The sequence below is a fragment of the Velazquezella soli genome (genome assembly GCF_977018685.1).
This window is the reverse complement of the sequence record NZ_CDRNXF010000004.1, coordinates 769,763-791,433: the sequence shown is the minus strand read 5'-3', so window position 1 is coordinate 791,433 and position 21,671 is coordinate 769,763. Positions and strand designations below refer to the sequence as shown.

The following is a 21,671-nucleotide window of genomic DNA, read 5'->3' as shown; positions in this document are numbered from 1 at the left end:
ACAATGGAATGACGCGGATGCAAACAAAACCTTTCCGGATAGGAACGCGGGGCAGCCCGCTGGCGCTCGCCCAGGCGGCCGAAACCCGTGCACGGTTGATGGCAGCCCATGCTCTTCCGGAGGAAATGTTCGAAATTGTCGTCTTGTCTACGACCGGCGACCGGATCACCGACCGCGCCCTGAGCGAGATCGGCGGCAAAGGCATGTTCACGCTGGAGCTCGAAGAAAAGCTCTCCTCGGGAGATCTCGACTTCGCGGTGCATTCCTCCAAGGACATGCCGACCAAGCTTCCGGAGGACCTTTACATCTCCGCCTACTTGCCACGCGAGGATATCCGCGATGCCGTCATCGGCCGCACGGCGCCGAGCCTCAAAGCCCTGCCCGACGGTGCAACGGTCGGAACCGCATCTCTGAGGCGTCAGGCGCTGGTGCGCCGTCTTCGTCCCGATATCCAGGTCGCGATTTTTCGCGGATCGGTCGGCACGCGCCTTCGCAAGCTCAATGAAGGCCATGTGGACGCGACGCTTTTGGCGTATGCCGGGCTGAAGCGGCTGGCCCGCGAGGAAGTTGCGACCGAACTGCTCGACCCCGTCGATTTTCCGCCAGCGCCTGCACAGGGCGCGATCTGCCTCGAGAGCCGCATCGGCGACACGGCCATCGATGACCTGCTGAAAGCCGTCAACGACTGTCCCACCTTTGACGCGGTCAGTTGCGAGCGCGCGTTTCTGGCAGCCCTCGACGGCTCATGCCGGACGCCGATCGGCGGCTACGCGATCTGCGACGGTGATCATCTGAAATTTTCAGGCCTGATCCTGACGCCGGACGGATCGACCGAACATGCGGTCGACATCAGCGGCCGACGGGCGGATGCGGAAACGCTTGGTCGCCAGGCCGGAGAAACCGTCCGCGCCGCCGCCGGCCCGGGTTTCTTCGAAGGCTGGGTCTGATACCATGCGGGTTATCGTTACCCGCCCTGACCATTCCGCCCGGCGAACCGCAGCACGGCTCGAAACCCTCGGCCATCAGCCTGTCTTCCTGCCGCTCACCCGCGCCGAGCATCACCTGGAGATCGCCCGAGAAGCGCTGTCCGAACCCCATTCCGCGCTTGTCGTGACCAGCGCCGAAGCCGTTCGCGCGCTTGGCGAACTTGGACACGAACTCCGGCATCGCCTGTCCACGCAGATATACGCCGTCGGCGAAGCGACCGGCGAGGCAGCACGCACCCTCGGCTTTACCGATATCCGCTGCGGCGATGGCACCGGGCATGATCTGGTGGAGAGGATCGCCCAGGATGTCGGCGAAACATCCAGTCTCCTCTATCTTGCCGGCAATCCGCGTTCGCCGGATTTGGAGGACGGGTTACACGCCCGCGACATCGCCTGCAAAACGATCGAGATCTACCGGATGGTCAAGGTCGGCTACCGGACCGAGATCATCGAACCGCTTCTGACCCGCCCGGCGGCCGACGCAGTCCTTCTCTATTCGCGCCACAACGCCGCGCTGTTCTTCGAACTCGTGCAGCCGTTTGCAGCCTCGATCGAACATTTGCAGGTCATCTGCCTCAGCAAAAACGTCGCTACCGCGGTGCCTGAAAAATTTCATCCTGCTATCTTCGTCGCTGAAACACCCGACGAAGACGCACTTTTCGCGTTTCTTTCACCATAGTGCCAAGCCAAATTCTCTCGCTCCCCTTTCCTTACCCTGCCCCACCAACTACTTTCCCTGAGCAGATGCGAAAAGAGGTCGAGATGGTAACGGAAAAACCACCCCGCCGATCGATGGCGGAGAAAGAACCGGTCACGATCGACCTGACGGCCGATGGCGCTGGCGTGGTGGCCGAGCCTGTGCGCAGCAATGACAGCGACATCCCGGAAACCGCTTCGGAAAAAGTCGAAGCTTCTGAGACGACGGATGCCATCCCGCTGGCCGGCGAGCCAGTGACATCGACCGTGCCTGAAGAGACCGACACGTCCCACGTGATCGGCCAGCCGGATAGCTCCCATGGGCGAGACGAGCCAGGTGTGACGGGAACAGCCGATCCGGTTGTGACCGAGCCGGACGCGCCGATTGCGACAGGCGCTGCTCGTGACGCTGCCCCCTCGCCGACCGAGGAATTCACCCCGTCGCCCACGCCCGGTTTTGACGAACCTGCCGCTAAGCATGAAACCTTTGACAAGGCATCGGACGCCCAGCCAGCCACCCGCTCCGGTGGGACCTCGGCGTCCACGCTGATTGCTGCCGGCATTTTCGGCGGCATCGTCGCGCTTCTGCTGGCGGGCAGCATGCAGTATGCCGGTTATCTTCCATCATCGACCCCCGCAGCATCCGGCTCGACCGAACTGTCGGACGAAATCGAAGCTCTTCGCCAGGATATCCAGACGCTGCGCAGCCAGCCGGCGTCTCCCGATACGGAACTCGCAAGCCGCGTTCAGGCGCTGGAAAGTTCTGTCGCGCAGAATTCCGGCGGTCCGACCGAAGAAAGCTTGAATGCCCTCCAGCAGCAGCTGGCAGATACCAAGGCTGCGGCAGCCACGCAGACGGCCGAGCTTTCCCGTCGGCTGGAAGCGGCCGAGGCCCAGATCAACGATCGCGGCCCGGAACAGCAGGTTGCCCGCGCCGTCGCTGCTGCCGGATTGAAGGCCGCCATCGATCGTGGCGGCTCGTTCGAGGCAGAGCTTCAGGCCTATACGAACATTGCCGGCGACGATCCCGCGATCGCCGAGCTCAAGACATTCGCCGCAGACGGCGCGCCGTCGCGTGAACAGCTGCAGAGCGAGTTTCCCGCCGTCGCGGATGCGATCATCCAGGCGTCTGTGCCTGCAGATCCCGACCAGGGCATTGCCGGCCGGCTTCTGTCCTCCGCCATGTCGGTGGTCAAGGTTCGCCGCGTCGGCGATGTCGAGGGTGACACGGTCGACGCGATCGTATCGCGCATCGAGGACCGGTTGCGCAACGGCGACCTGCAGGCTGCCGCCCAGCAGTGGGATACGCTGCCGGACGCCGCGAAATCTGCGTCTACCGATTTCAAGCGCAAGCTCGATGCGCGGGTACAGGTTGAAAATCTCGTGAGCGGAACTCTTTCGCGCGCGCTTGCTGGCACGAAATCAGGCTCTTAAGGCTGAAGAAGAAAGAAACGGATGATCATCAGGCTCTTCATTTTTCTTCTCGTGGTTCTGGGCCTCGGCTGGGGCTTTTCCTGGATTGCGGATCGCCCCGGGCTGATTTCCATCACCTGGCAGGACCATCTGATCGAGACCAGCATCATGGTGGCCGCCACGATGGTCGTTGCGCTGATTGCGGCTGTCATGATCGTCTGGTGGGTCATCGGCGTCATCTGGACATCGCCGCTCTCGGTACGTCGCTATTTCCGTACCCGCAAGCGTGACCGCGGCTATCAGGCGCTCTCGACCGGCCTGATCGCAGCCGGTGCCGGCAATGCCGTTCTTGCCCGCAAGATGAGCATCCGCACGCGCGGCCTGCTCAGCGCCGATCAGGAACCGCTCATTCACCTTTTGGAAGCGCAGGCGGCCCTGATCGAAGGCCGCCATGCGGACGCACGGGCCAAGTTCGAACAGATGTCCGAAGACCCGGAAACCCGTGAACTCGGTCTTCGCGGCCTTTACATGGAAGCACGCCGTCTCGGCGCCAACGAAGCTGCTCGCCAGTATGCCGAAAAAGCCGTCGAACATGCGCCCTACCTACCCTGGGCAGCCCAGGCGACGCTCGAATCGCGCAGCCAGTCCGGCCGTTGGGACGAGGCCATCCAGCTACTCGATCAACAGCGGGCGGCAAGTGTGCTCGAACGCGGCGAAGCCGAGCGCTTGAAAGCCGTTCTTCTGACCGCCAAGGCGAGCGAACGCCTGGAAGGCGACCCGAACGGTGCCCGCGAAGATGCAAAGGCCGCTCTGAAGCTCGCCAAGGGCCTCGTGCCGGCCGCGATCATTGCAGCCAAGGCCTATCTGCGCGAAGACAATATCCGCAAGGCAGCAAGCATCCTCGAAAGCGCCTGGAAGATCGAGCCGCATCCGGACGTCGGTCGTACCTACGTTCGCGCCCGCAGCGGCGATAGCACGCTTGACCGTCTGAAGCGTGCCGAAAAGCTCGAAGCGCTGCGTCCCAACAACATCGAATCGCTGCTGGTCGTCGCGCAGGCAGCTCTCGATGCCCAGCAGTTCCCCAAGGCGCGCGCCAAGGCGGAAGCTGCAGCCCGCATGCAGTCGCGTGAGGCCGCCTATCTCCTGCTGGCCGATATCGAGGAAGCGGAAACCGGCGATCAGGGCCGCGTCCGTCACTGGATGGCGCAGGCTCTGCGCGCCGGCCGTGACCCTGCCTGGGTTGCCGACGGTATCGTTTCGGACAAATGGCTGCCGCTCTCGCCGGTCACAGGACGTCTTGATGCCTTCGAATGGAAAGTCCCGTTCGGCCAGATCGAAGGACCCGTGGAAGACGGCACCCTGGCCGCAGACGAGGCGATCGCAACGCTTCCGGCAATCACGATTCGCGAAGACGTCACGCCGGCTGTCGAAACACCGGAAAACGAGAGCATCAATCAGGTTGTTGCCGACATGCAGCCCGTTGTAGTGCCTCAGGAGGACTTAGCTGTTGCAGCAAAAACACCTACGGCCACGAATGTGACAGCGGAGCAGCCCCCGGAGGCAGAAAAGCAGGACGAGCCCGTTCCCTTTTTCGGTCGTCCGCCCGATGATCCCGGTGTCAAGGACGCAAGTGCCGAGAAGTCTCCCACGAGGCTGAGGCTTTATTAGAAAAACCGGAGAAGGCCCAGATTACATATGCTCGATCGCATCCAGGCCTTCCTCCACACGCTGACAGCCCCGCACCATACGGATGAATTTGCGCCCGACGACCCGCGCGTAGCCTTCGTGGCGCTCTGTTTCCAGGTCATGGAAGCCGATGGCAACATGTCCGAGGAAGAGCAGCAGAAATTCCGCGATCTGATGCGCGATCGTTACGATCTGAGCCCGGAAGGGTTGCAGTCGCTGATCGAGGCGGGCCGGCAGGCTGGAAGCGAAGCCGTCGACTATTACCGGTTCACCTCGGATCTCAGAAAGCATCTGGTTGACGAAGAGGACCGGATCGAGCTTCTCGGCATTCTCTGGGATATCGTCTATGCGGACGGGCAGCGCAGCGAGATCGAGGATCATGTGATCTGGCGGATCGCCGATCTCTTGGGCGTCTCTGCCCGTGATCGGGTTCTGCAGCGGCAGGAGGCGGCCGCGCGCACCTCGGCTCATCCGGCCGCAGGGGAAGAGGAAGAAAAGGTCTAGCCAGGAACGCTCCAGGACGTGACGTCATGAGAACCCCTTCCCGCCCATCCTCTAAACTCCCCATACTCGCGATCCTGCATCAGGAAACCTCGTCCACTGGCCGCGTGGGCCAGATGCTGGTCGACAAGGGCTTTGCGCTGGATATCCGCAGGCCCGCTCTTGGCGATCCCCTCCCCGACACGATGTCCGGCCACGCAGGCGCCGTCGTCTTCGGCGGTCCGATGAGTGCCAACGACCCGGACCCCTTCATCAAGACGGAAATCGACTGGATCGACGTGCCGTTGAAGGAGAACAAGCCCTATCTCGGGATTTGCCTCGGCGCCCAGATGCTGGTGCGCAATCTCGGCGGCCGCGTTGGGCCGCAGAAGGGCGAAGTGACCGAGATCGGCTGGTATCCGCTGCGCGCCACCGAACACGGCCGGCTTCTGATGCACTGGCCGAAAATGGTCTACCACTTCCACCGCGAAGGCTTCGACGTGCCGCGAGGCGCAAAATTGCTCGCAGAGGGCGACGCCTATCCGCATCAGGCGATCCGATACGGCGAGAATGCCTGGGGCGTACAGTTCCATGCGGAACTCACCCGCGCCATGATGCATCGATGGGTGGTGCACGGCGCCGAACGCTTCGGCATGCCAAATGCCCAGCAGGGAAACCAGCACTTGGAAGGACGGATGATCTTCGACCACGCATTGAAGGACTGGCTGTGGACCTTCCTCGACATCGTCTTCGATCGACCCGCCGCCGATGCGAACCGACCGGCAGCACCTGCCTACCCCGCCCAGGGGAACGGATAACTCAGCGCTGCGGTGCTTCCAGATTGTCGATCTTGCGCAGCTTCGGAAAGCCGATCGACCAGATGACGGCGACGGCCAGTGTGCCGATACCGCCGATGACGACGGCAGGGACCGCGCCGATCGCATGCGCCATGGTGCCGGCACGGAACTCGCCCAGCTCGTTGGATGCGCCAACGAACACCATGTTGACCGCATTCACCCGGCCGCGCACCTCGTCCGGCGTCCAGAGCGCGATCAGCGTCTCGCGGACATAGACGGAGATCATGTCAGCCGCACCCATCAGCATCAAGGCTGCGATGGAGATCCACGGCGTAGCCGAGAGACCGAAAATCAGTGTTCCCAACCCGAACAGCGCCACGCCGATGAACATCGCCGTACCCGCATGGTGACGGATCGGATGGATGGCAAGCCAGACCGCAACGCCGATCGCGCCGATACCAGGCGCCGCACGTAGCAAGCCTAGACCCCAGGGGCCAAGCTCCAGCACGTCGCGGGCAAAGATCGGCATCAGCGCCACGGCGCCACCGAGCAGCACAGCAAACAGATCGAGCGAGATCGCACCAAGCACGATCTTCTCGCCGGCGATGAAGCGGAAACCGGCCAGCATCTCGTTCCAGCTGACTTTGGAGGACGGCGTGCGCTGCGCGGGCTTCGGGATCAGGAAGACGAGGATGGCCGCAACCGTCATCAGAAAACAGGCGACCGAATAGGCCGCAATCGAGCTGGCGCCGTAGAGTAGCCCGCCGAACACCGGCCCGAGGATCGATGCCGTCTGCCAGGAGGATGAATTCCAGGCGATGGCGTTGGGGAGGTCTTCTTCCGGCACGAGGTTGGGTCCCAACGACTGCACCGCCGGACCCATGAAGGCGCGCTCGATGCCGAAGACGACAAGGATCGAAAACACCAGCCACGGCGTGAATGAGTCGGTGATGGTGAGCGCCAAAAGCGCCGCCGAACACAGTCCGCCGACGACCATGCAGATCGCCATGATCATGCGTCGGTTGTAGCGATCGGCGACCGATCCCGTCACCAGGATCAAAAGCAGCGACGGCAGAAACTGGAAGAGCCCGATCAGACCGAGATAGAGAGGATTGCGCGTCTCGTCATACATCTGCCAGCCGACGGAGACGCTGACAATCTGGATCGCGAAGGCTGCGAAGAACCGGCTGAGAAAGAAACGCGTATAAGCTGCGTGACGAAAGGCGGCGAAGCGATCACCCGATGTGGGTATGGACATGGAACCTGTACTTTCAGCGAAGCCGGAAACCCACGATATGCACACGCCGCCGTTAAACATCCTGCGACGCGGGCCATAGACGGCACTTGCCCGTTAGTTCGCCAATGTCTACATGTCTGTCAACAAAGAAATGGAGACGTGAATGCTCGCCCTGTTTCAGACCATTGACTTGGCCTTGAACCTTTACACCTGGATCTTGATCGCCAGCGCCATCTTTTCATGGCTCTTCGCCTTCAACGTGATCAATTCGAGCAACCAGTTTGTCGATGCAATCGGCCGGTTTCTCTTCAATGTCACCGAGCCCGTTCTCGCGCCGATCCGCCGGGTCATGCCGAACCTCGGTGGTATCGACATTTCGCCGATCATCGTGCTTCTGATCATCTTCTTCATTCGCTCGCTGATGTGGACCTCGATCTATCCTGCTCTCGCAGGCTGAAGCCAAAGACTTTCAGCACGGACACGGTAGGCCCGCGCTGGGAAATTTCCCGCGCGGGCCGTTTTTGTTTTGGGCTTACGAGCGGAAACAAAAAATCCCCCGGCTCGAGACGAACCGGAGGATTTTGGAAGCGGTCAGCGGTAAAGATTACTTCTGAGCGTTGAAGCGTTCGATCGCCGCGACGATCATTTTCTTGGCGACGTCAACGTCCTTCCAGCCTTCGATCTTCACCCACTTGCCGGGCTCCAGATCCTTGTAATGCGTGAAGAAGTGCTCGATCTGCTTCAGCGTGATTTCTGGCATATCGGTGTAGTTCTTGATCTTGTCGTAGCGCTGGGTCAGCTTCGGAACCGGCACGGCAATGATCTTCTCGTCCTTGCCGCCGTCGTCTTCCATCACCATCACGCCGATCGGGCGGACATTGATGACGCAACCGGGAACCAGCGGGCGGGTGTTGCAGATCAGAACGTCGATCGGATCACCATCCTCGGACAGCGTATGCGGCACGAAGCCGTAATTGCCCGGATAGGTCATCGGTGTGTACAGGAAACGGTCGACGATCAGCGCGCCGGCTTCCTTGTCCATCTCGTACTTGATGGGCTGGCCGCCGACAGGTACTTCAACGATTACGTTGACGTCTTCAGGCGGATTCTTGCCAACAGAAATTGCATCGATGCGCATAGTCTTCCCCGATGAGGTTTACGAACTTGTGAACCGTCGATAGCGGGAATTGGCTGGCAAGGCAACACAGGTTTGCCGCCAAGGTTAAGTCGTGGCGCACCTTTCCGCCCCGAAGTCAGTGCCAGACGAAACCAATCTTCTTCAGGGACTTTCCGTCGAAGTCCTCCATGCCCTCTGCAAGATCCGCCCCGCCATGGGATCGCAGAAAGCGGACGGCATGCTCGCTGTCTTCCAGGCACCAGACGACCAAGCCCTTGCAGCCAAGCGATTTCAGCAGCCTGCGGCTTTCGCCGAACAGGCGGCGGCCAAGGCCGACGCCCTGATATTCCGGGCGCAGGTAGATCTCGTAGATCTCGCCGTCATAGGGAAGCGCACGGGCGCGGTTGAGGCCGATCGTCGCATAACCCGCGATAACGCCACCGATATCCAGAACCAGAAGCGTCGCCGGCCCGCGGACGGCCTTGCGCCACCACCCCTCGCCGCGGCGCTCCAGCATCTGGATCAGCGGCTTGTGCGGAATGAGGCCGGCATAGGCTTGCGACCATGCCTGGCGGTGCACCTCGGAGATAGCCGGGGCGTCTTGCGGCTCCGCACGCCTGACATCGATCGATAACGTTTTCATAACGCGATTCTAGGTCCTGCCATGGGCTCTCCGCCATTCCCGAGACCCGGGTAAAGTGGATTGCCCACAAGCTTCTCATGTGGACGATGGCAAGGAGGTTAACGCATTTTTTACCTTCGCCACAAGCGTGGCCCAGACCAAGCCACAAAAAAACCCCGGCATTTCTGCCGGGGTCTTGGATGGTCTCAGAAGCGCGATGTTAGAGAGCGGCCTTGGACTTGTCGAAGCGCTTGCGGTCGTTTGCGTCAAGATAGATCTTGCGCAGGCGGATCGACTTCGGCGTGACTTCCATCAGTTCGTCGTCCTGGATCCAGGACAGCGCGCGGTCGAGCGTCATGCGGATCGGCGGCGTCAGGCGAACAGCTTCGTCCTTGCCGGCCGAGCGGATGTTGGTCAGCTGCTTGCCCTTAAGAACGTTGACTTCGAGGTCGTTGTCGCGGGTATGGATGCCGATGATCATACCGGCATAAACCTTTTCGCCTGGCTCGATGATCATCGGGCCACGGTCTTCCAGGTTGAACATCGCGTAGGCGACGGCTTCACCGGACTGGTTCGACAGGAGAACACCGTTGACGCGACCGACGATCGCACCCTTGTAAGGCTGATAGTCGTGGAACAGGCGGTTCATGATCGCCGTGCCGCGCGTGTCGGTCAGAAGTTCCGACTGGTAACCGATCAGGCCGCGGGTCGGCGCGTAGAATACCAGGCGAACGCGGCTGCCGCCGGACGGACGAAGCTCGACCATCTCGGCCTTGCGCTCGGACATCTTCTGCACGACGATACCGGAATGCTCTTCGTCGACGTCGATCACGACTTCTTCGATCGGCTCCAGCGTCTGGCCGGTTGCTTCGTCCTTGTGCATGACGACGCGCGGACGCGAAACGGCAAGCTCGAAGCCTTCGCGACGCATGGTCTCGATCAGAACGGCAAGCTGCAATTCGCCGCGGCCGGATACGAAGAACGAATCCTTGCCGTCAGACTCTTCGATCTTCAGCGCAACGTTGCCTTCGGCTTCCTTGAACAGACGGTCACGAATGACGCGGCTGGTAACCTTGTCGCCTTCGGTGCCGGCAAGCGGGCTGTCGTTGACGAGGAAGGACATGGTAACGGTCGGCGGATCGATCGGCTGCGCTGTCATCGCTTCGGTGACCGCAGGATCGCAGAACGTGTCGGCAACCGTACCCTTGGAAAGGCCAGCGATCGCGACGATGTCACCTGCATGGGCTTCTTCGATCGGCTGACGCTCGATGCCGCGGAATGCGAGGATCTTGGAGATACGGCCGGTTTCGACGGTCTTGCCGTCCTGCGACAGAACCTTGACGGCCTGGTTCGGCTTGATCGAGCCGGATGCGATGCGGCCCGTGATAAGACGACCGAGGAAGGGGTTGGCTTCGAGAAGCGTACCGATCATGCGGAACGGGCCTTCGCCGACATTCGGCTCCGGAACGTGCTTCAGAACCAGATCGAGCAGCGGTGCAAGACCTTCATCCTTCGGACCTTCTGGGTTGACGTTCATCCAGCCATCGCGACCCGAACCGTAGAGGATCGGGAAGTCGAGCTGCTCGTCGGTGGCGTCGAGGTTCGCGAACAGGTCGAAGACTTCGTTGATGACTTCTTCGTGGCGACCGTCCGGACGGTCGATCTTGTTGATCGCGACGATCGGGCGAAGACCGACCTTCAGCGCCTTACCGACCACGAACTTGGTCTGCGGCATCGGGCCTTCCGAGCTATCGACCAGAACGATGGCGCCATCCACCATCGACAGGATGCGTTCGACTTCGCCACCGAAGTCGGCGTGGCCGGGGGTGTCGACGATGTTGATGCGAACACCCTTCCACTCGACCGAAGTTGCCTTGGCGAGAATGGTGATGCCGCGTTCTTTTTCGAGGTCGTTCGAGTCCATCATGCGCTCGACGGTGCGCTGATTGTCGCGGAACGAGCCGGACTGCTTCAGAAGTTCATCGACAAGGGTCGTTTTGCCGTGGTCGACGTGCGCGATAATCGCGATATTCCGCATAGCCATTTTTAGATCTCGGATGTTTCGGGGCGCAGATCGACGGACCGCACCTATTTCGTTGGCGCGCTCATACCCTGTTTTTCGCAAATGCGAAAGGGGGCGAGCGCGATCTGCGATCAACGCCCGCTCTTCATCTTTCCGCGTGGATGGCTTTTGTCAGCCGTCTCCGCCCGAAAGCTCGGCCATGATGGAGAGCCCACGCTTCTTCAGCATCGCAGTCGGATCCGGCAGCTTGCCGCGGAAGGCTGCATAGGCTTCCTCCGGATCGATCGAGCCGCCGACCGAGTAGATATTGTTCTTGAGCTTGCGCGCCGTCACCGGATCGAACGGGTTGCCGACCTCCTCGAACGCGGCAAAGGCATCCGCATCAAGGACTTCCGACCACATGTAGGAATAGTAGCCGGCCGAATATCCGTCACCGGCAAACACGTGCTGGAAATGCGGCGTGGCATGGCGCATGACGATCGAAGCCGGCATGTCGAGCTCGGCCAGCACCTTGGCCTGCACCGCCATCGGGTCTTCGACCGTGCTTTCCTGTGTGTGGAAAGCCATATCCACCAGCGCCGACGAGGTGAATTCCACCGTCGAGAAACCGGCGTTGAAGGTCTGCGCGGCAAGAACCTTGTCGAGCAACTCCTTCGGCATCGGCTCGCCCGTCTTGTAATGGACCGCATATTTCTCGAAGATTTCCGGCACCGTCAGCCAGTGTTCGTAAAGCTGCGACGGCAACTCCACGAAATCGCGCGAGACGCCGGTGCCCGATACCGATGGATAGGTCACGTTGGACAGCATGCCGTGCAGCGCATGGCCGAATTCATGAAACAGCGTGCGCGCATCGTCGAGCGATAGAAGCGCCGGCTTGCCTTCGGCAGGCTTCGCGAAATTGCAGACATTGTAGATGATCGGCAGCTCACCCTCAGTGCCGTTCTTCAGCGTCAGCTTGTGCTGCGACTGGAACGAACTCATCCAGGCGCCGGAGCGCTTCGAGGAGCGGGCGAAATAATCGCCGAGGAAAAGCGCTTTTAGATTGCCGTCCTCGTCATGGATCTCGAACACGCGGACATCAGGATGATAGACCGGCAAGCCCTTCACCTCGACAGCCTTGATGCCGAACAGCCGCTCGGCCACATCGAAGGACGCCTCGATGATCTTCTCGATCTGGAGATAGGGCTTCAGCTCACTCTCGGAGAAAGAGAACGTCCGCTCGCGCAGCTTTTCGGCGTAGTGGCGCCAGTCCCAGGGCATGACCGGATGATTGCCGCCCGCTTCCGAGATCAGACCTGAAAGACTTGCCTCTTCCTCCAGCGCTTTGGTTCGGGCCTTCTGCCAGACCTGGCCGAGCAGACCGTTCACCGCCTTCGGTGTCTTCGCCATCGTGTTGTCGAGCTTCAACGCGGCGTAATTCTCATAGCCGAGCAGCTTGGCCTTTTCGGCCCTCAGCGCCAGCGTTTCGCGAACGATCGCGACATTGTCCCGCTCGCCGCCATTTTCGCCGCGTGCCACCCAGGCCTTGAACGCCTGCTCGCGCAGATCCCGGCGGGTCGAGAAGGTCAGGAACGGTTCGATGATCGAGCGCGACAGCGTCACGAGATAGCCTGAGCCCTCGCCGCGCTCCTTGGCAGCCTCCGCCATCGCCTCTTTCACAAAAACCGGCAGGCCCTCAAGATCGGCTTCTTCGGTCAGCTTCAGCGACCAGCCCTTCTCGTCGCCGAGAACATTCTGGCCGAAACTGGCGCCGAGACCGGCAAGCGTCTCGTTGATCGAGGACAGCCGCTGCTGCTGGTCCTCAGGCAGATTGGCGCCTGACTTGACGAACCCCTTCCAGTGACGCTCCAGCACCCGCTGCTGCTCCACGGTCAGATCAAGGTCGTCCCGCTTTTGCCAGAGCGCGTCGATGCGGGCGAACAGTTCGGCATTGGTGCCGATCTTCGAATAGTGGCGCGACATCTTGGGTGCGATTTCGCGTTCCAGCGCCTGGATCGTATCGTTGGTATGCGCACCCGCCTTGCCCCAGAAGACCGACGAAACGCGCGACAGCTCGTCACCGGCGATTTCCAGTGCAACGATCGTGTTTTCGAATGTGGGCTCAGCGGAATTTCCCGCGATCTCAGCGATTTCCGCCTCGTGCAAGGCGATGGCGGCATCGAAGGCCGGCGCGAAATCCTCGTCCTTCACCTGATCGAAGCGCGGCAGGCCATGATGCCCGTTCCAGTCGACAAGCGCGGAATTCGCTGAGAAAGTTGCCATTGGGTCGTCCTTCACTGTGCTGCTTCGATACCGTCTAATTGCGTAGAGCGACCACATATAGGCAGGCACGGCAAGAGCTTCATCCGCTGATGCAGATTTTTGGAACGCACATCGTTGCGAAATCGCCCGGCACACGGTTTCCAGGCATTTCGATTTGCGTCGTCGGGGAAAGATAGTAAGGCTGCCTTATGAAGCTCGCGAACGAACATCGCCCGGAAACGCCAGGCTTGGTCGCCCAGGGTGAAACCCTCGGCTTCCTGATCGCCGATGCCGCGAGGCTTCTGCGCACGGCTTTCGAGCGGCGCATCGCCCAGGCGGGCCTCGGCCTTACCGCCGGCGAAGCACGAGCACTGATCCATATCGCCCAAGTCGATGGCAGCCGCCAGCTCGACATCGCGTCGCGCATGGGCGTCGAACCGATGACGCTTTGCGCTTACCTCGACGGGCTGCAGGCGCTTGGTCTCATCGAACGGCAACAATGCTGCGCTGACCGACGGGCAAAGCGCATCATGCTGACACCGACCTCCGCCGACATGCTGGCGTCAATCCAGCAGGAACTGCGCGCCATCATCACCTGCGCCACCGAAGGGTTGGATGCCGAAACCGCGAACCTCCTCGGACACGCCATGAAACTTTTCAACGGCAACCTGCAGAGCTTCAATTCGTCTCAGGCCGCAATTGATGACAGCTGATACGCAGGCCGCCTCCGCAACGACACCTCCCAATCGAATGACCGCGCTGCGAACCACGCTGCTCGGCGCCCTCCTGACGGCAATCGGCCCGGTCTCGATGGCGATCTACACGCCTGCGATGCCGGAACTCGTGAAGGCCTTCGGCACGTCGGAAGCGGCAATCAAGCTCAGTCTGACACTTTACTTCGGCGGCTTTGCCGTCGCACAGCTTCTGGCAGGACCGGCCTCAGACGCATTCGGTCGCCGGTCCGCGAGCATCGCATTCCTGCTGATCTATCTCGTCGGCTCGCTGATGGCGGTCTTTGCGCCCTCGGTCGACTGGATCCTGGCCGGACGGCTGGTGCAGGGGATCGGCGCTTCCGTCGGCATGACCGTTGCCCGTGCCGCGGTTCGCGACCAGTTCGTCGGCTTCGAAGCCACCCGCATCATGAACATGATCGGCATCATGCTGGCGGTGGGTCCGGCAATCGGCCCCACGATCGGCGGCCTGTCGCTGTCCGCATTCGGCTGGAAATCTGTCTTCGTGCTGATGGTCATCTTCGGCGTGATCGTGCTCGCCAGCTGTCTGCTGTTCCTCAAGGAAACAACGGTTCCCGACCGCAGCCGGCTCAGACCCTCGATCCTCGTTTCGACCTACTTCTCCCTTCTCACCGACCTGAGGTTCCTTCTTCCGTCTCTTGTCCTCGGCGGCGCGATCGGCGCGCTCTATGCGCAGGGCACGATGCTGCCCTTTGTGCTGATCGGTGAAGTGGGGCTGACCCCGACGCAGTTCGGCCTCGGCATGCTCGTCCAGACCGGCGCTTTTCTCAGCGGGTCGATTGCACTGCGGCTTGTGTCCGGGCGCATCAGCGGGCCGACGACGGTGGTGATCGGGCTCATGTTCAGCGGTATCGGGGGCACGATGATGGCCATCTCCGTTCATCTGCTGCCACCGTCCTTCCTATCGATCATGCTACCGGTCGGTGTCTCCACCTTCGGCATCGCGTTCATCTCACCCTACACGGTGACGGTCGGCCTTGCGCCCTTCCCAAAGACGGCGGGGTCCGCTTCCGCTCTAATGGGTTTCATCCAGATGGGCGGCGGCTTTGTCGGCGGCCTTCTCGCCGCTTTTTTCGGCGATCCGCTGACGGCGATCGGCACGATCATTCCCGCCATGGAATATATCGCCGTCGGCAGCTACATCGCCTACCGGATCATCAACCGCCGCCAATAAAAAGGCCCGCCTCCGTTTCCGGAAGCGGGCTTTGATGATGACAGGTGCAAAAGCGCTTAGCGGAGCTGGTTGCGCTTAGCGAGCGTGCGCAGGCGCAGTGCATTGAGCTTGATGAAGCCGGCTGCATCCTTCTGGTCGTAGGCGCCCTGGTCGTCCTCGAACGTGACCAGCTGGTCGGAATAGAGCGACTTCGCGCTCTCGCGGCCGATGACCATGACATTGCCCTTGTAGAGCTTCAGCGTCACTTCACCTTCGACATGCTCCTGGCTCTTGTCGATCATGGCCTGCAGCATCTCGCGCTCTGGCGAATACCAGAAGCCGTAATAGATGAGCTCGGCATATTTCGGCATCAGCTCATCCTTTAGGTGAGCTGCACCCCGGTCGAGCGTGATGGATTCAATGGCGCGGTGAGCGGTGAGCAGGATCGTGCCGCCGGGGGTTTCGTAGATGCCGCGCGACTTCATGCCGACGAACCGGTTCTCGACCAGATCGAGACGGCCGATACCGTTGTCGCGACCATAGGTGTTGAGCGCGGCAAGCAGCGTTGCCGGAGACATCTCGACGCCGTTGATCGAGCAGGCATCGCCCTTGCGGAAGCCGACCTTGATGGTTGTCGCCTGATCCGGTGCAGCTTCCGGCGAAATCGTGCGCATATGCACGTATTCGGGAGCCTCGACCGCCGGGTCCTCCAGAACCTTGCCTTCGGAGGACGAGTGCAGCAGGTTGGCATCGACCGAGAACGGCGCTTCGCCCTTCTTGTCCTTGGCAACCGGGATCTGGTTCTGTTCGGCGAAGTTCAAAAGGTCCGTGCGGCTCTTGAAAGCCCAGTCGCGCCAAGGCGCGATGACCTTGATATCCGGGTTGAGCGCATAGGCCGACAGCTCGAAGCGGACCTGGTCGTTGCCCTTGCCGGTCGCGCCGTGCGCGATGGCATCAGCACCGGTCTTGCGGGCGATCTCGATCAGGTGCTTGGAGATCAGCGGCCGTGCGATCGACGTGCCGAGCAGGTAGACGCCTTCATAAACGGCATTGGCACGGAACATCGGGAAGACGAAGTCGCGGACGAATTCCTCGCGGACGTCCTCGATATAGATCTCCTTGATGCCCAGCATCTCGGCCTTCTTGCGCGCCGGTTCCAGCTCTTCGCCCTGACCGAGATCGGCGGTGAAGGTCACCACTTCCGCATTGAGTTCGGTCTGCAGCCATTTCAGGATGATCGAGGTGTCGAGACCGCCGGAATAGGCGAGAACGACCTTTTTTACGTCTTTCGGAAGTGCCATGTCGAATTGTCCGTCTGCGGGTGGCGGCGGTTGGATCAACCGTCGTGTCTGGGATGGCGCACTTTTAGCGAGTTTCAAAAGCCGCGCAAGAAAAACCCGGAAGCGACCGCGTCAGAGATGGCGCGACAGGTTCATGCGTTGATGCAGGATGCGGATGATCACGACCTGGGTTTTTGTCTCACGATAGATGATGAAGTGAGACCGATAGGTCAGCGCCAGATACCCGGTCTTGATCCCGCGCACATGCCGGCCCCGTCGCTCGCCGGCAGCGAGGATCCGGCACGCCTGCCTCAGGCTGAAGGTATAGTCCTCAGCCTGTTCGAAGCCCCAAAATTCTTCAGTATGATCGTAGATTCCATCGATATCGGCGACGGCGTTCGGCGCAAAAACCAGCGCCTTCATGGCTGCAGGCGCCGCGCCCGCTTCTGCTCTATGAATTCATCGAAATCAAACGGCTCTGGCTCACCAGAATCTTCGCCTTCTTGGATTGCCGCGCGGATGGCCTCGAGCGAAGCGGCGTCGCTTTCCTGCATCAGGCGCAGCGCGTCCTCGATCACTTCACTGGCGGAGCCATAACGTCCGTTCTCGACCTGCTTTTCAACAAAGGCGGCCAGTTTTTCGTCAACTTTGATAGATCTAAGTTCGCCCATCATGCCGGCTCCGGTTTGATCTCGCGTCATGTTGACGGATCCCGCGGAGGATACCATATCGCGCCGAGCCGTTGAACACCTTTGGTCTCAGAATAGCCCAAACCTTCGAACGCCAAAACCTTTCAACAGAAGCGTCAAAGAGGAGACTTTCCATGTCCATCACTCACCCTGCTCTGAAGAAAGACAATGTCGCCGTCGTCACCGGCGCCGCCTCCGGTATCGGCCTTGCCGCTGCCAAGGAATTTGCGAAACTTCGCATGTGCGTCGTCCTCGCGGATCTCGAGGGCGACCGGCTTTCAGAGGCGTGCCGCGAGGTTGCTGCCCTTTCCGGCGATGGCGAGGCCGATGTCGTGGCAATCGGCACCGACGTCTCGAAGCCGGCGGAGATCGAGGCTCTGGAACGCGCCGTCCTCCAGCGCTTCGGCCGCGTCCACGTGCTGATGAACAATGCCGGCATCCAGCCCGGCAGCAGCCTGTTCGGACCGCAGGTCAACTGGGACAACGTTCTGGCCGTCAACCTGATGGGCGTCGTCAATGGCAGCAGGACATTCGGTCCCGGCATGATTGGCCATGGCGAACCGGCCCTCATCATCAACACCGGCTCGAAACAGGGCATCACCACGCCGCCCGGCGATCCCGCCTACAATGTCTCCAAGGCCGGCGTGAAGGCCTTCACCGAAGCCTTGCAGCACGAATTGCGCAATATGCCCGAACGCAAGGTCAGCGCTCACCTTCTCATCCCCGGCTTCGTCTATACCGGCCTGACCAAGGGCGACCGCACCGAAAAGCCCGATGCCGCCTGGACCTCCGAACAGACGGTGCAGTTCATGCTGGAAAGCCTCGAACGCGGGGATTTCTACATCCTTTGCCCGGACAACGACGTCGACCGCAAGACGGACGAGCGGCGTATGGCCTGGGCGATTGGCGACATCATCGAAAACCGTCCGCCTCTGTCGCGCTGGCATCCGGACTTCACGGATGCATCAAAAAAATTCATCAGCGGCAGTTGATCGGCAGGTTTGGCAGGACTTCGAAAGCCGGATAAAAAGCGACAACCGTCATCCGGCTTTCGAGGACACTTAATGGAATTCCTGCCAAGCCTTGCATCGCTTCTGGCCTTCACCGCAGCCGGCTTGCTTCTGGCTCTGACGCCTGGGCCTGATATGACGCTGTCGATCAGCCGGGCGCTTGCGCAAGGGCGCAGATCGGCACTGTTCGTGGTGCTCGGCACCAGTCTTGGCGTCGTCTGCCACACGCTTCTGGTCGCCTTCGGAATCTCGGCGCTGATTACCGCATCGCCCACCGCCTTCTTCATCCTGAAAACCGGCGGCGCCGCCTATCTGCTGTGGCTGGCGATCCAGGCGATCCGCTTCGGCTCCAGCTTCTCCGTCGAAACCGTGGAGCGCGCAACGGCAAGCCCGCTCGCAAATATCTCGATCGGCTTCTGGGTGAATATCCTCAATCCGAAGGTGATCATCTTCTTCATGACCTTCCTGCCGCAGTTCGTGACGGCGACAGATCCGCATGTGACGGGAAAACTGGTCTTCTTCGGGATCTTCTTCATCGCCATCGGCATGCCGGTGAACCTGATCGTCGTGCTTGCCGCCGATCGGCTTGCGAACTGGCTGCAAAGAAATCCGAAAGTCCTGCGCGGCCTCGACTACACCTTCGCCGGCGTGTTCTCGGTCTTCGCCGTGAAGATCTTCATGACGCAGTCGAGATAAGCTCGCCCTTTCGTTTCAACTACCTTCGCTTCGCGTCGAAGGACGACTCTTCTCTTACTCCCCCTGGCCGCGGGTGGGCGGGGCACCAATTCCGATCTCGGACTGTGGGCCATGCGGGTATTCGACGCTGTGGGAATGGGTGGTCTTTTCGGCCGCCGCCGGCCCGGAAAAGCCTCCGGCACCATAGAAGGCGAGATGCAGGCCCCAATAGCCACTCAAGAAAACCACGATGGCGACAGCCAGCCCGGCAGGGATGGCCGAAAGCTTTTGTTTCAGTCCGGGCAGCAGCCCGTCTGCCCGGTTCTGGTCGCAGGCAACCGCCACCAGGATGGCGGTGATCAACCCGTGGCCGATCAGATCTATACGCCCGAACGGCAAGACGGCCGAGGTGAAGATGACGATCATTGCGATGGCCGAAAGGCGGCGGATAAGCGCGGTCCAGAGAAGACCGAAGCCCATGGTGAATTCGGCGATACCGGCCATGGGAATAAAGACATCGCGGGGCATGCCCATCGTGAGAAAGGGCTTTTCCAGCACCAGCGGATAGAACCATTCGGGATAGGCGAATTTTTCGAGGCTCGACCACATGAGCGCGATGGCTAGCCCCCAGCGCAGCACTTCAAAACGGTGGATACGCCAGTCGTCTTTCATCGGCTCGACGATCAGGTAGGCGGCAACGCCGAGCCCGAGCGCCAAATAGTCGAACAAGTGGAAGAGATCGTAGTCCCGCGCCGCGAGCAGCCATAGGGCAACAATTCCAAGGCCGGCGAAAGGCATGGTCCGCCGCGAGAAGATCAGGGCAGCGATCAGCAACTGCAGCCAGGACACCCATTCGGCAGGCGTCTTCAGGTCCGGCGTCAGGTAAACGCCACCCGTGGCAAAGATCGCGACGAAGAACGAGGCAATGACGACGCGGACATAATCGTCGATCCTCGCCCAGAGCGGCGAGGTAAAGCGATCAAGCGCTTCGAAGACCAACGGTCCAAAACGGCTAGTTTCGATCGCCCGGGCTGCGGCGAAACAAACGAGAACGAGTGCGATCGCTACCCAAAACCAGATATCACGCAGAACAGTTTCGACCGGCTGCAGTGGCGCACCCACGATGTAGGGTGCGAACCATTTCACATGCGCTTCTGCGGTTGTGGAAATTAAGGCAGCAACTATCGTTCCGCCTGTTAGTGAGACATAAAATGCAGACTTCCTAATGGGATGCTGAAACATGGCGGCATCTTCCGGTTGCACCTGGATGAGCCACATCGATATCAGATTATTGCAGTCTGCATATGACCCCTACAACGGAATCAAGCGCATTTGCGCCGCGCCAGGCGGCATTTTTGCCGCCCCTCGAGCGCTCGGTGTCAGAAACGAAAGGACTGATGAGAGGTTTCCAGGCTTCGAGCCGGTTCAGCCAGCAATCGAAGCCCTCCCGGCGTCAGTCGTCTTCGCCATGGCCGGCGATCATCATCGCTTCGAAGGCGAGGCGATCGGTCTTGCGCATGCGCTCCGATTCCGACTTCAGCTGGCCACAGGCGGCGAGAATGTCGCGGCCGCGTGGCGTGCGGATCGGCGAGGCATAGCCTGCCTGGTTGATGAAGTCGGCAAACTTGGTGATCGTCTCCCAGTCCGAGCACTGGTAATTGGTACCGGGCCACGGGTTGAACGGGATGAGATTGATCTTCGCCGGAATGCCCTTCAGCATCTGGGTCAGCAGCTTGGCATCCTCCAGGCTGTCGTTGACGTCCTTCAGCATCACATATTCGAATGTGATGCGACGGGCGTTGGACAGGCTCGGATACTGGCGGCAGGCTTCCAGCAGTTCCTTCAGCGGATACTTCTTGTTGATCGGCACCAGCATGTCGCGCAGCTCGTCGCGCACCGCATGCAGCGAGATCGCCAGCATAACGCCGATCTCCGTGCCCGTCCGATAGATTTCCGGCACGACGCCCGACGTCGACAGCGTGACACGACGCTTCGACAGCGAAAGCCCGTCGCCGTCTGTCGCGATCAGCAGCGCCGTCTTGACGCTTTCGAAATTGTAGAGCGGCTCGCCCATGCCCATCATGACGACATTCGTGACCTTGCGGTCGCCGGTCGGCACGAAAGCGCCAGGCGGCGTATCGGCACCGGGAAAATCGCCCAGCCGGTCGCGTGCCAGAAGCAACTGGCTCAGAATTTCCTCGGCCGTCAGGTTGCGCACGAGGCGCTGGGTGCCGGTATGGCAGAAGGAACAGGTCAGCGAACAGCCGACCTGGCTTGATATGCAGAGCGTGCCGCGGCCCTCTTCGGGAATGTAGACCGTTTCGACCTCGACCGGACGGCCGGCACCGCGCGGCGGGAAGCGCAGCAGCCACTTGCGGGTGCCGTCGTTGGAGATCTGCTCTTCCACCACTTCGGGACGCGCGATGGTGAAATGCGTCTTCAGCATCTCACGCATGTCCTTGGCGACATTCGTCATCGCGTCGAAATCCGACACGCCGCGAATGTAGAGCCAGTGCCAGAGCTGGCTGACGCGCATCCGCGCCTGCTTTTCCGGTATGCCCTTTTCTCGCAGCGCCGCGCCCATATCCTCGCGCGACATACCGATCAGCGACGGCTTTTCGCTATAGAGGTCCGGATTGGCGACGAGCGGCTTCTTGATGGCGACAGGCGCAAAGGCCTCGGAGACCGACATTTCTTCATATCCCGTTCGAATAACATGCCTTCGCCCAGCGCAGGTTTCGCGCATCGCCGTGGCATGTCTTTCTGTGAAATCATGGCGTCCCGGGTAAGCGACTTTCCGAGGAACGGTCGCGC

At 60.9% G+C, this 21,671-nt stretch carries 21 protein-coding genes; 11 read left to right on the top strand and 10 right to left on the bottom strand.

Features of this window, described 5'->3' with window-relative positions; all coding sequences use genetic code 11:
* Positions 1-17: 17 nt before the first annotated feature.
* The 6 genes from hemC to AC0JZ8_RS07360 all read left to right on the top strand — a co-directional run bounded on the left by hemC (position 18) and on the right by AC0JZ8_RS07360 (position 6,079).
* A complete protein-coding gene (gene hemC / locus AC0JZ8_RS07385) occupies positions 18-947 on the top strand; it encodes a hydroxymethylbilane synthase (RefSeq protein ID WP_062583020.1) in 930 nt (309 codons plus the stop codon).
* A gap of 4 nt (positions 948-951) precedes the next feature.
* Positions 952-1,665: a uroporphyrinogen-III synthase gene (locus AC0JZ8_RS07380; protein WP_471892170.1), complete on the top strand. Its 714-nt coding sequence runs from the start codon at positions 952-954 to the stop codon at positions 1,663-1,665.
* An 83-nt stretch (positions 1,666-1,748) separates the two neighbouring features.
* Positions 1,749-3,116: a COG4223 family protein gene (locus AC0JZ8_RS07375; RefSeq protein WP_471892169.1), complete on the top strand. Its 1,368-nt coding sequence runs from the start codon at positions 1,749-1,751 to the stop codon at positions 3,114-3,116.
* Positions 3,117-3,137: 21 nt separating this feature from the next.
* Positions 3,138-4,763: a heme biosynthesis HemY N-terminal domain-containing protein gene (locus tag AC0JZ8_RS07370; protein ID WP_471892168.1), complete on the top strand. Its 1,626-nt coding sequence runs from the start codon at positions 3,138-3,140 to the stop codon at positions 4,761-4,763.
* Between the two features lie 27 nt (positions 4,764-4,790).
* Positions 4,791-5,285 carry a tellurite resistance TerB family protein gene (locus AC0JZ8_RS07365; protein ID WP_209902324.1) on the top strand — a complete coding sequence of 165 codons (495 nt, stop codon included), beginning with the start codon at positions 4,791-4,793 and terminating at the stop codon, positions 5,283-5,285.
* A gap of 26 nt (positions 5,286-5,311) precedes the next feature.
* On the top strand, positions 5,312-6,079 hold the full coding sequence (locus AC0JZ8_RS07360; RefSeq protein ID WP_471892167.1) for a glutamine amidotransferase: 768 nt from the start codon (positions 5,312-5,314) through the stop codon (positions 6,077-6,079).
* Between the two features lies 1 nt (position 6,080).
* Here the strand turns inward: AC0JZ8_RS07360 and AC0JZ8_RS07355 are convergent, their stop codons facing one another.
* Entirely contained in the window at positions 6,081-7,316 is a 1,236-nt protein-coding gene (locus AC0JZ8_RS07355) for an MFS transporter (protein WP_174197148.1), read from the bottom strand.
* A gap of 142 nt (positions 7,317-7,458) precedes the next feature.
* On the opposite strand from AC0JZ8_RS07355, the gene AC0JZ8_RS07350 reads away from it, so the two are divergent.
* On the top strand, positions 7,459-7,752 hold the full coding sequence (locus AC0JZ8_RS07350; protein WP_062462428.1) for a YggT family protein: 294 nt from the start codon (positions 7,459-7,461) through the stop codon (positions 7,750-7,752).
* A gap of 147 nt (positions 7,753-7,899) precedes the next feature.
* Here AC0JZ8_RS07350 and ppa read toward each other — a convergent pair whose 3' ends face one another.
* From ppa to AC0JZ8_RS07330, 4 genes are all read right to left on the bottom strand, one after another.
* Positions 7,900-8,433, bottom strand: a complete 534-nt coding sequence (gene ppa / locus AC0JZ8_RS07345) for an inorganic diphosphatase (protein WP_062462425.1) — start codon at positions 8,431-8,433, stop codon at positions 7,900-7,902.
* A gap of 115 nt (positions 8,434-8,548) precedes the next feature.
* On the bottom strand, positions 8,549-9,055 hold the full coding sequence (locus AC0JZ8_RS07340; RefSeq protein WP_062462422.1) for a GNAT family N-acetyltransferase: 507 nt from the start codon (positions 9,053-9,055) through the stop codon (positions 8,549-8,551).
* A gap of 199 nt (positions 9,056-9,254) precedes the next feature.
* Positions 9,255-11,078, bottom strand: a complete 1,824-nt coding sequence (typA, locus tag AC0JZ8_RS07335) for a translational GTPase TypA (protein WP_062581654.1) — start codon at positions 11,076-11,078, stop codon at positions 9,255-9,257.
* Between the two features lie 150 nt (positions 11,079-11,228).
* Positions 11,229-13,319: a M3 family metallopeptidase gene (locus AC0JZ8_RS07330; RefSeq protein WP_471892166.1), complete on the bottom strand. Its 2,091-nt coding sequence runs from the start codon at positions 13,317-13,319 to the stop codon at positions 11,229-11,231.
* A gap of 188 nt (positions 13,320-13,507) precedes the next feature.
* Here AC0JZ8_RS07330 and AC0JZ8_RS07325 point away from each other — a divergent pair, with 188 nt between their 5' ends.
* Positions 13,508-14,011, top strand: coding sequence for a MarR family winged helix-turn-helix transcriptional regulator (locus tag AC0JZ8_RS07325; RefSeq protein ID WP_184654605.1), 504 nt, complete (start codon positions 13,508-13,510; stop codon positions 14,009-14,011).
* Between the two features lie 37 nt (positions 14,012-14,048).
* On the top strand, positions 14,049-15,224 hold the full coding sequence (locus AC0JZ8_RS07320) for a multidrug effflux MFS transporter (protein ID WP_471893338.1): 1,176 nt from the start codon (positions 14,049-14,051) through the stop codon (positions 15,222-15,224).
* 56 nt (positions 15,225-15,280) lie between these two features.
* On the opposite strand, the gene AC0JZ8_RS07315 is transcribed toward AC0JZ8_RS07320, so the two are convergent.
* The 3 genes from AC0JZ8_RS07315 to AC0JZ8_RS07305 form a co-directional block, all read right to left on the bottom strand.
* Entirely contained in the window at positions 15,281-16,504 is a 1,224-nt protein-coding gene (locus tag AC0JZ8_RS07315; RefSeq protein WP_113111722.1) for an argininosuccinate synthase, read from the bottom strand.
* A gap of 111 nt (positions 16,505-16,615) precedes the next feature.
* A complete protein-coding gene (locus tag AC0JZ8_RS07310; RefSeq protein WP_062462402.1) occupies positions 16,616-16,906 on the bottom strand; it encodes a type II toxin-antitoxin system RelE/ParE family toxin in 291 nt (96 codons plus the stop codon).
* Entirely contained in the window at positions 16,903-17,157 is a 255-nt protein-coding gene (locus AC0JZ8_RS07305; RefSeq protein ID WP_471892165.1) for a type II toxin-antitoxin system ParD family antitoxin, read from the bottom strand. Before AC0JZ8_RS07305 ends, AC0JZ8_RS07310 begins: the two co-directional genes overlap by 4 nt.
* Positions 17,158-17,306: 149 nt before the next feature.
* On the opposite strand from AC0JZ8_RS07305, the gene AC0JZ8_RS07300 reads away from it, so the two are divergent.
* The gene (locus AC0JZ8_RS07300) at positions 17,307-18,164 is read left to right on the top strand and encodes an SDR family NAD(P)-dependent oxidoreductase (RefSeq protein ID WP_471892164.1); all 858 of its coding nucleotides are present in this window, start codon (positions 17,307-17,309) and stop codon (positions 18,162-18,164) included.
* A gap of 72 nt (positions 18,165-18,236) precedes the next feature.
* Positions 18,237-18,878, top strand: a complete 642-nt coding sequence (locus AC0JZ8_RS07295; RefSeq protein WP_062462396.1) for a LysE family translocator — start codon at positions 18,237-18,239, stop codon at positions 18,876-18,878.
* Positions 18,879-18,932: 54 nt separating this feature from the next.
* On the opposite strand, the gene AC0JZ8_RS07290 is transcribed toward AC0JZ8_RS07295, so the two are convergent.
* Positions 18,933-20,003 carry a hypothetical protein gene (locus AC0JZ8_RS07290; protein ID WP_471892163.1) on the bottom strand — a complete coding sequence of 357 codons (1,071 nt, stop codon included), beginning with the start codon at positions 20,001-20,003 and terminating at the stop codon, positions 18,933-18,935.
* Between the two features lie 307 nt (positions 20,004-20,310).
* Positions 20,311-21,549 carry a dual-specificity RNA methyltransferase RlmN gene (gene rlmN, locus AC0JZ8_RS07285; protein ID WP_430241824.1) on the bottom strand — a complete coding sequence of 413 codons (1,239 nt, stop codon included), beginning with the start codon at positions 21,547-21,549 and terminating at the stop codon, positions 20,311-20,313.
* Positions 21,550-21,671: the final 122 nt, after the last annotated feature.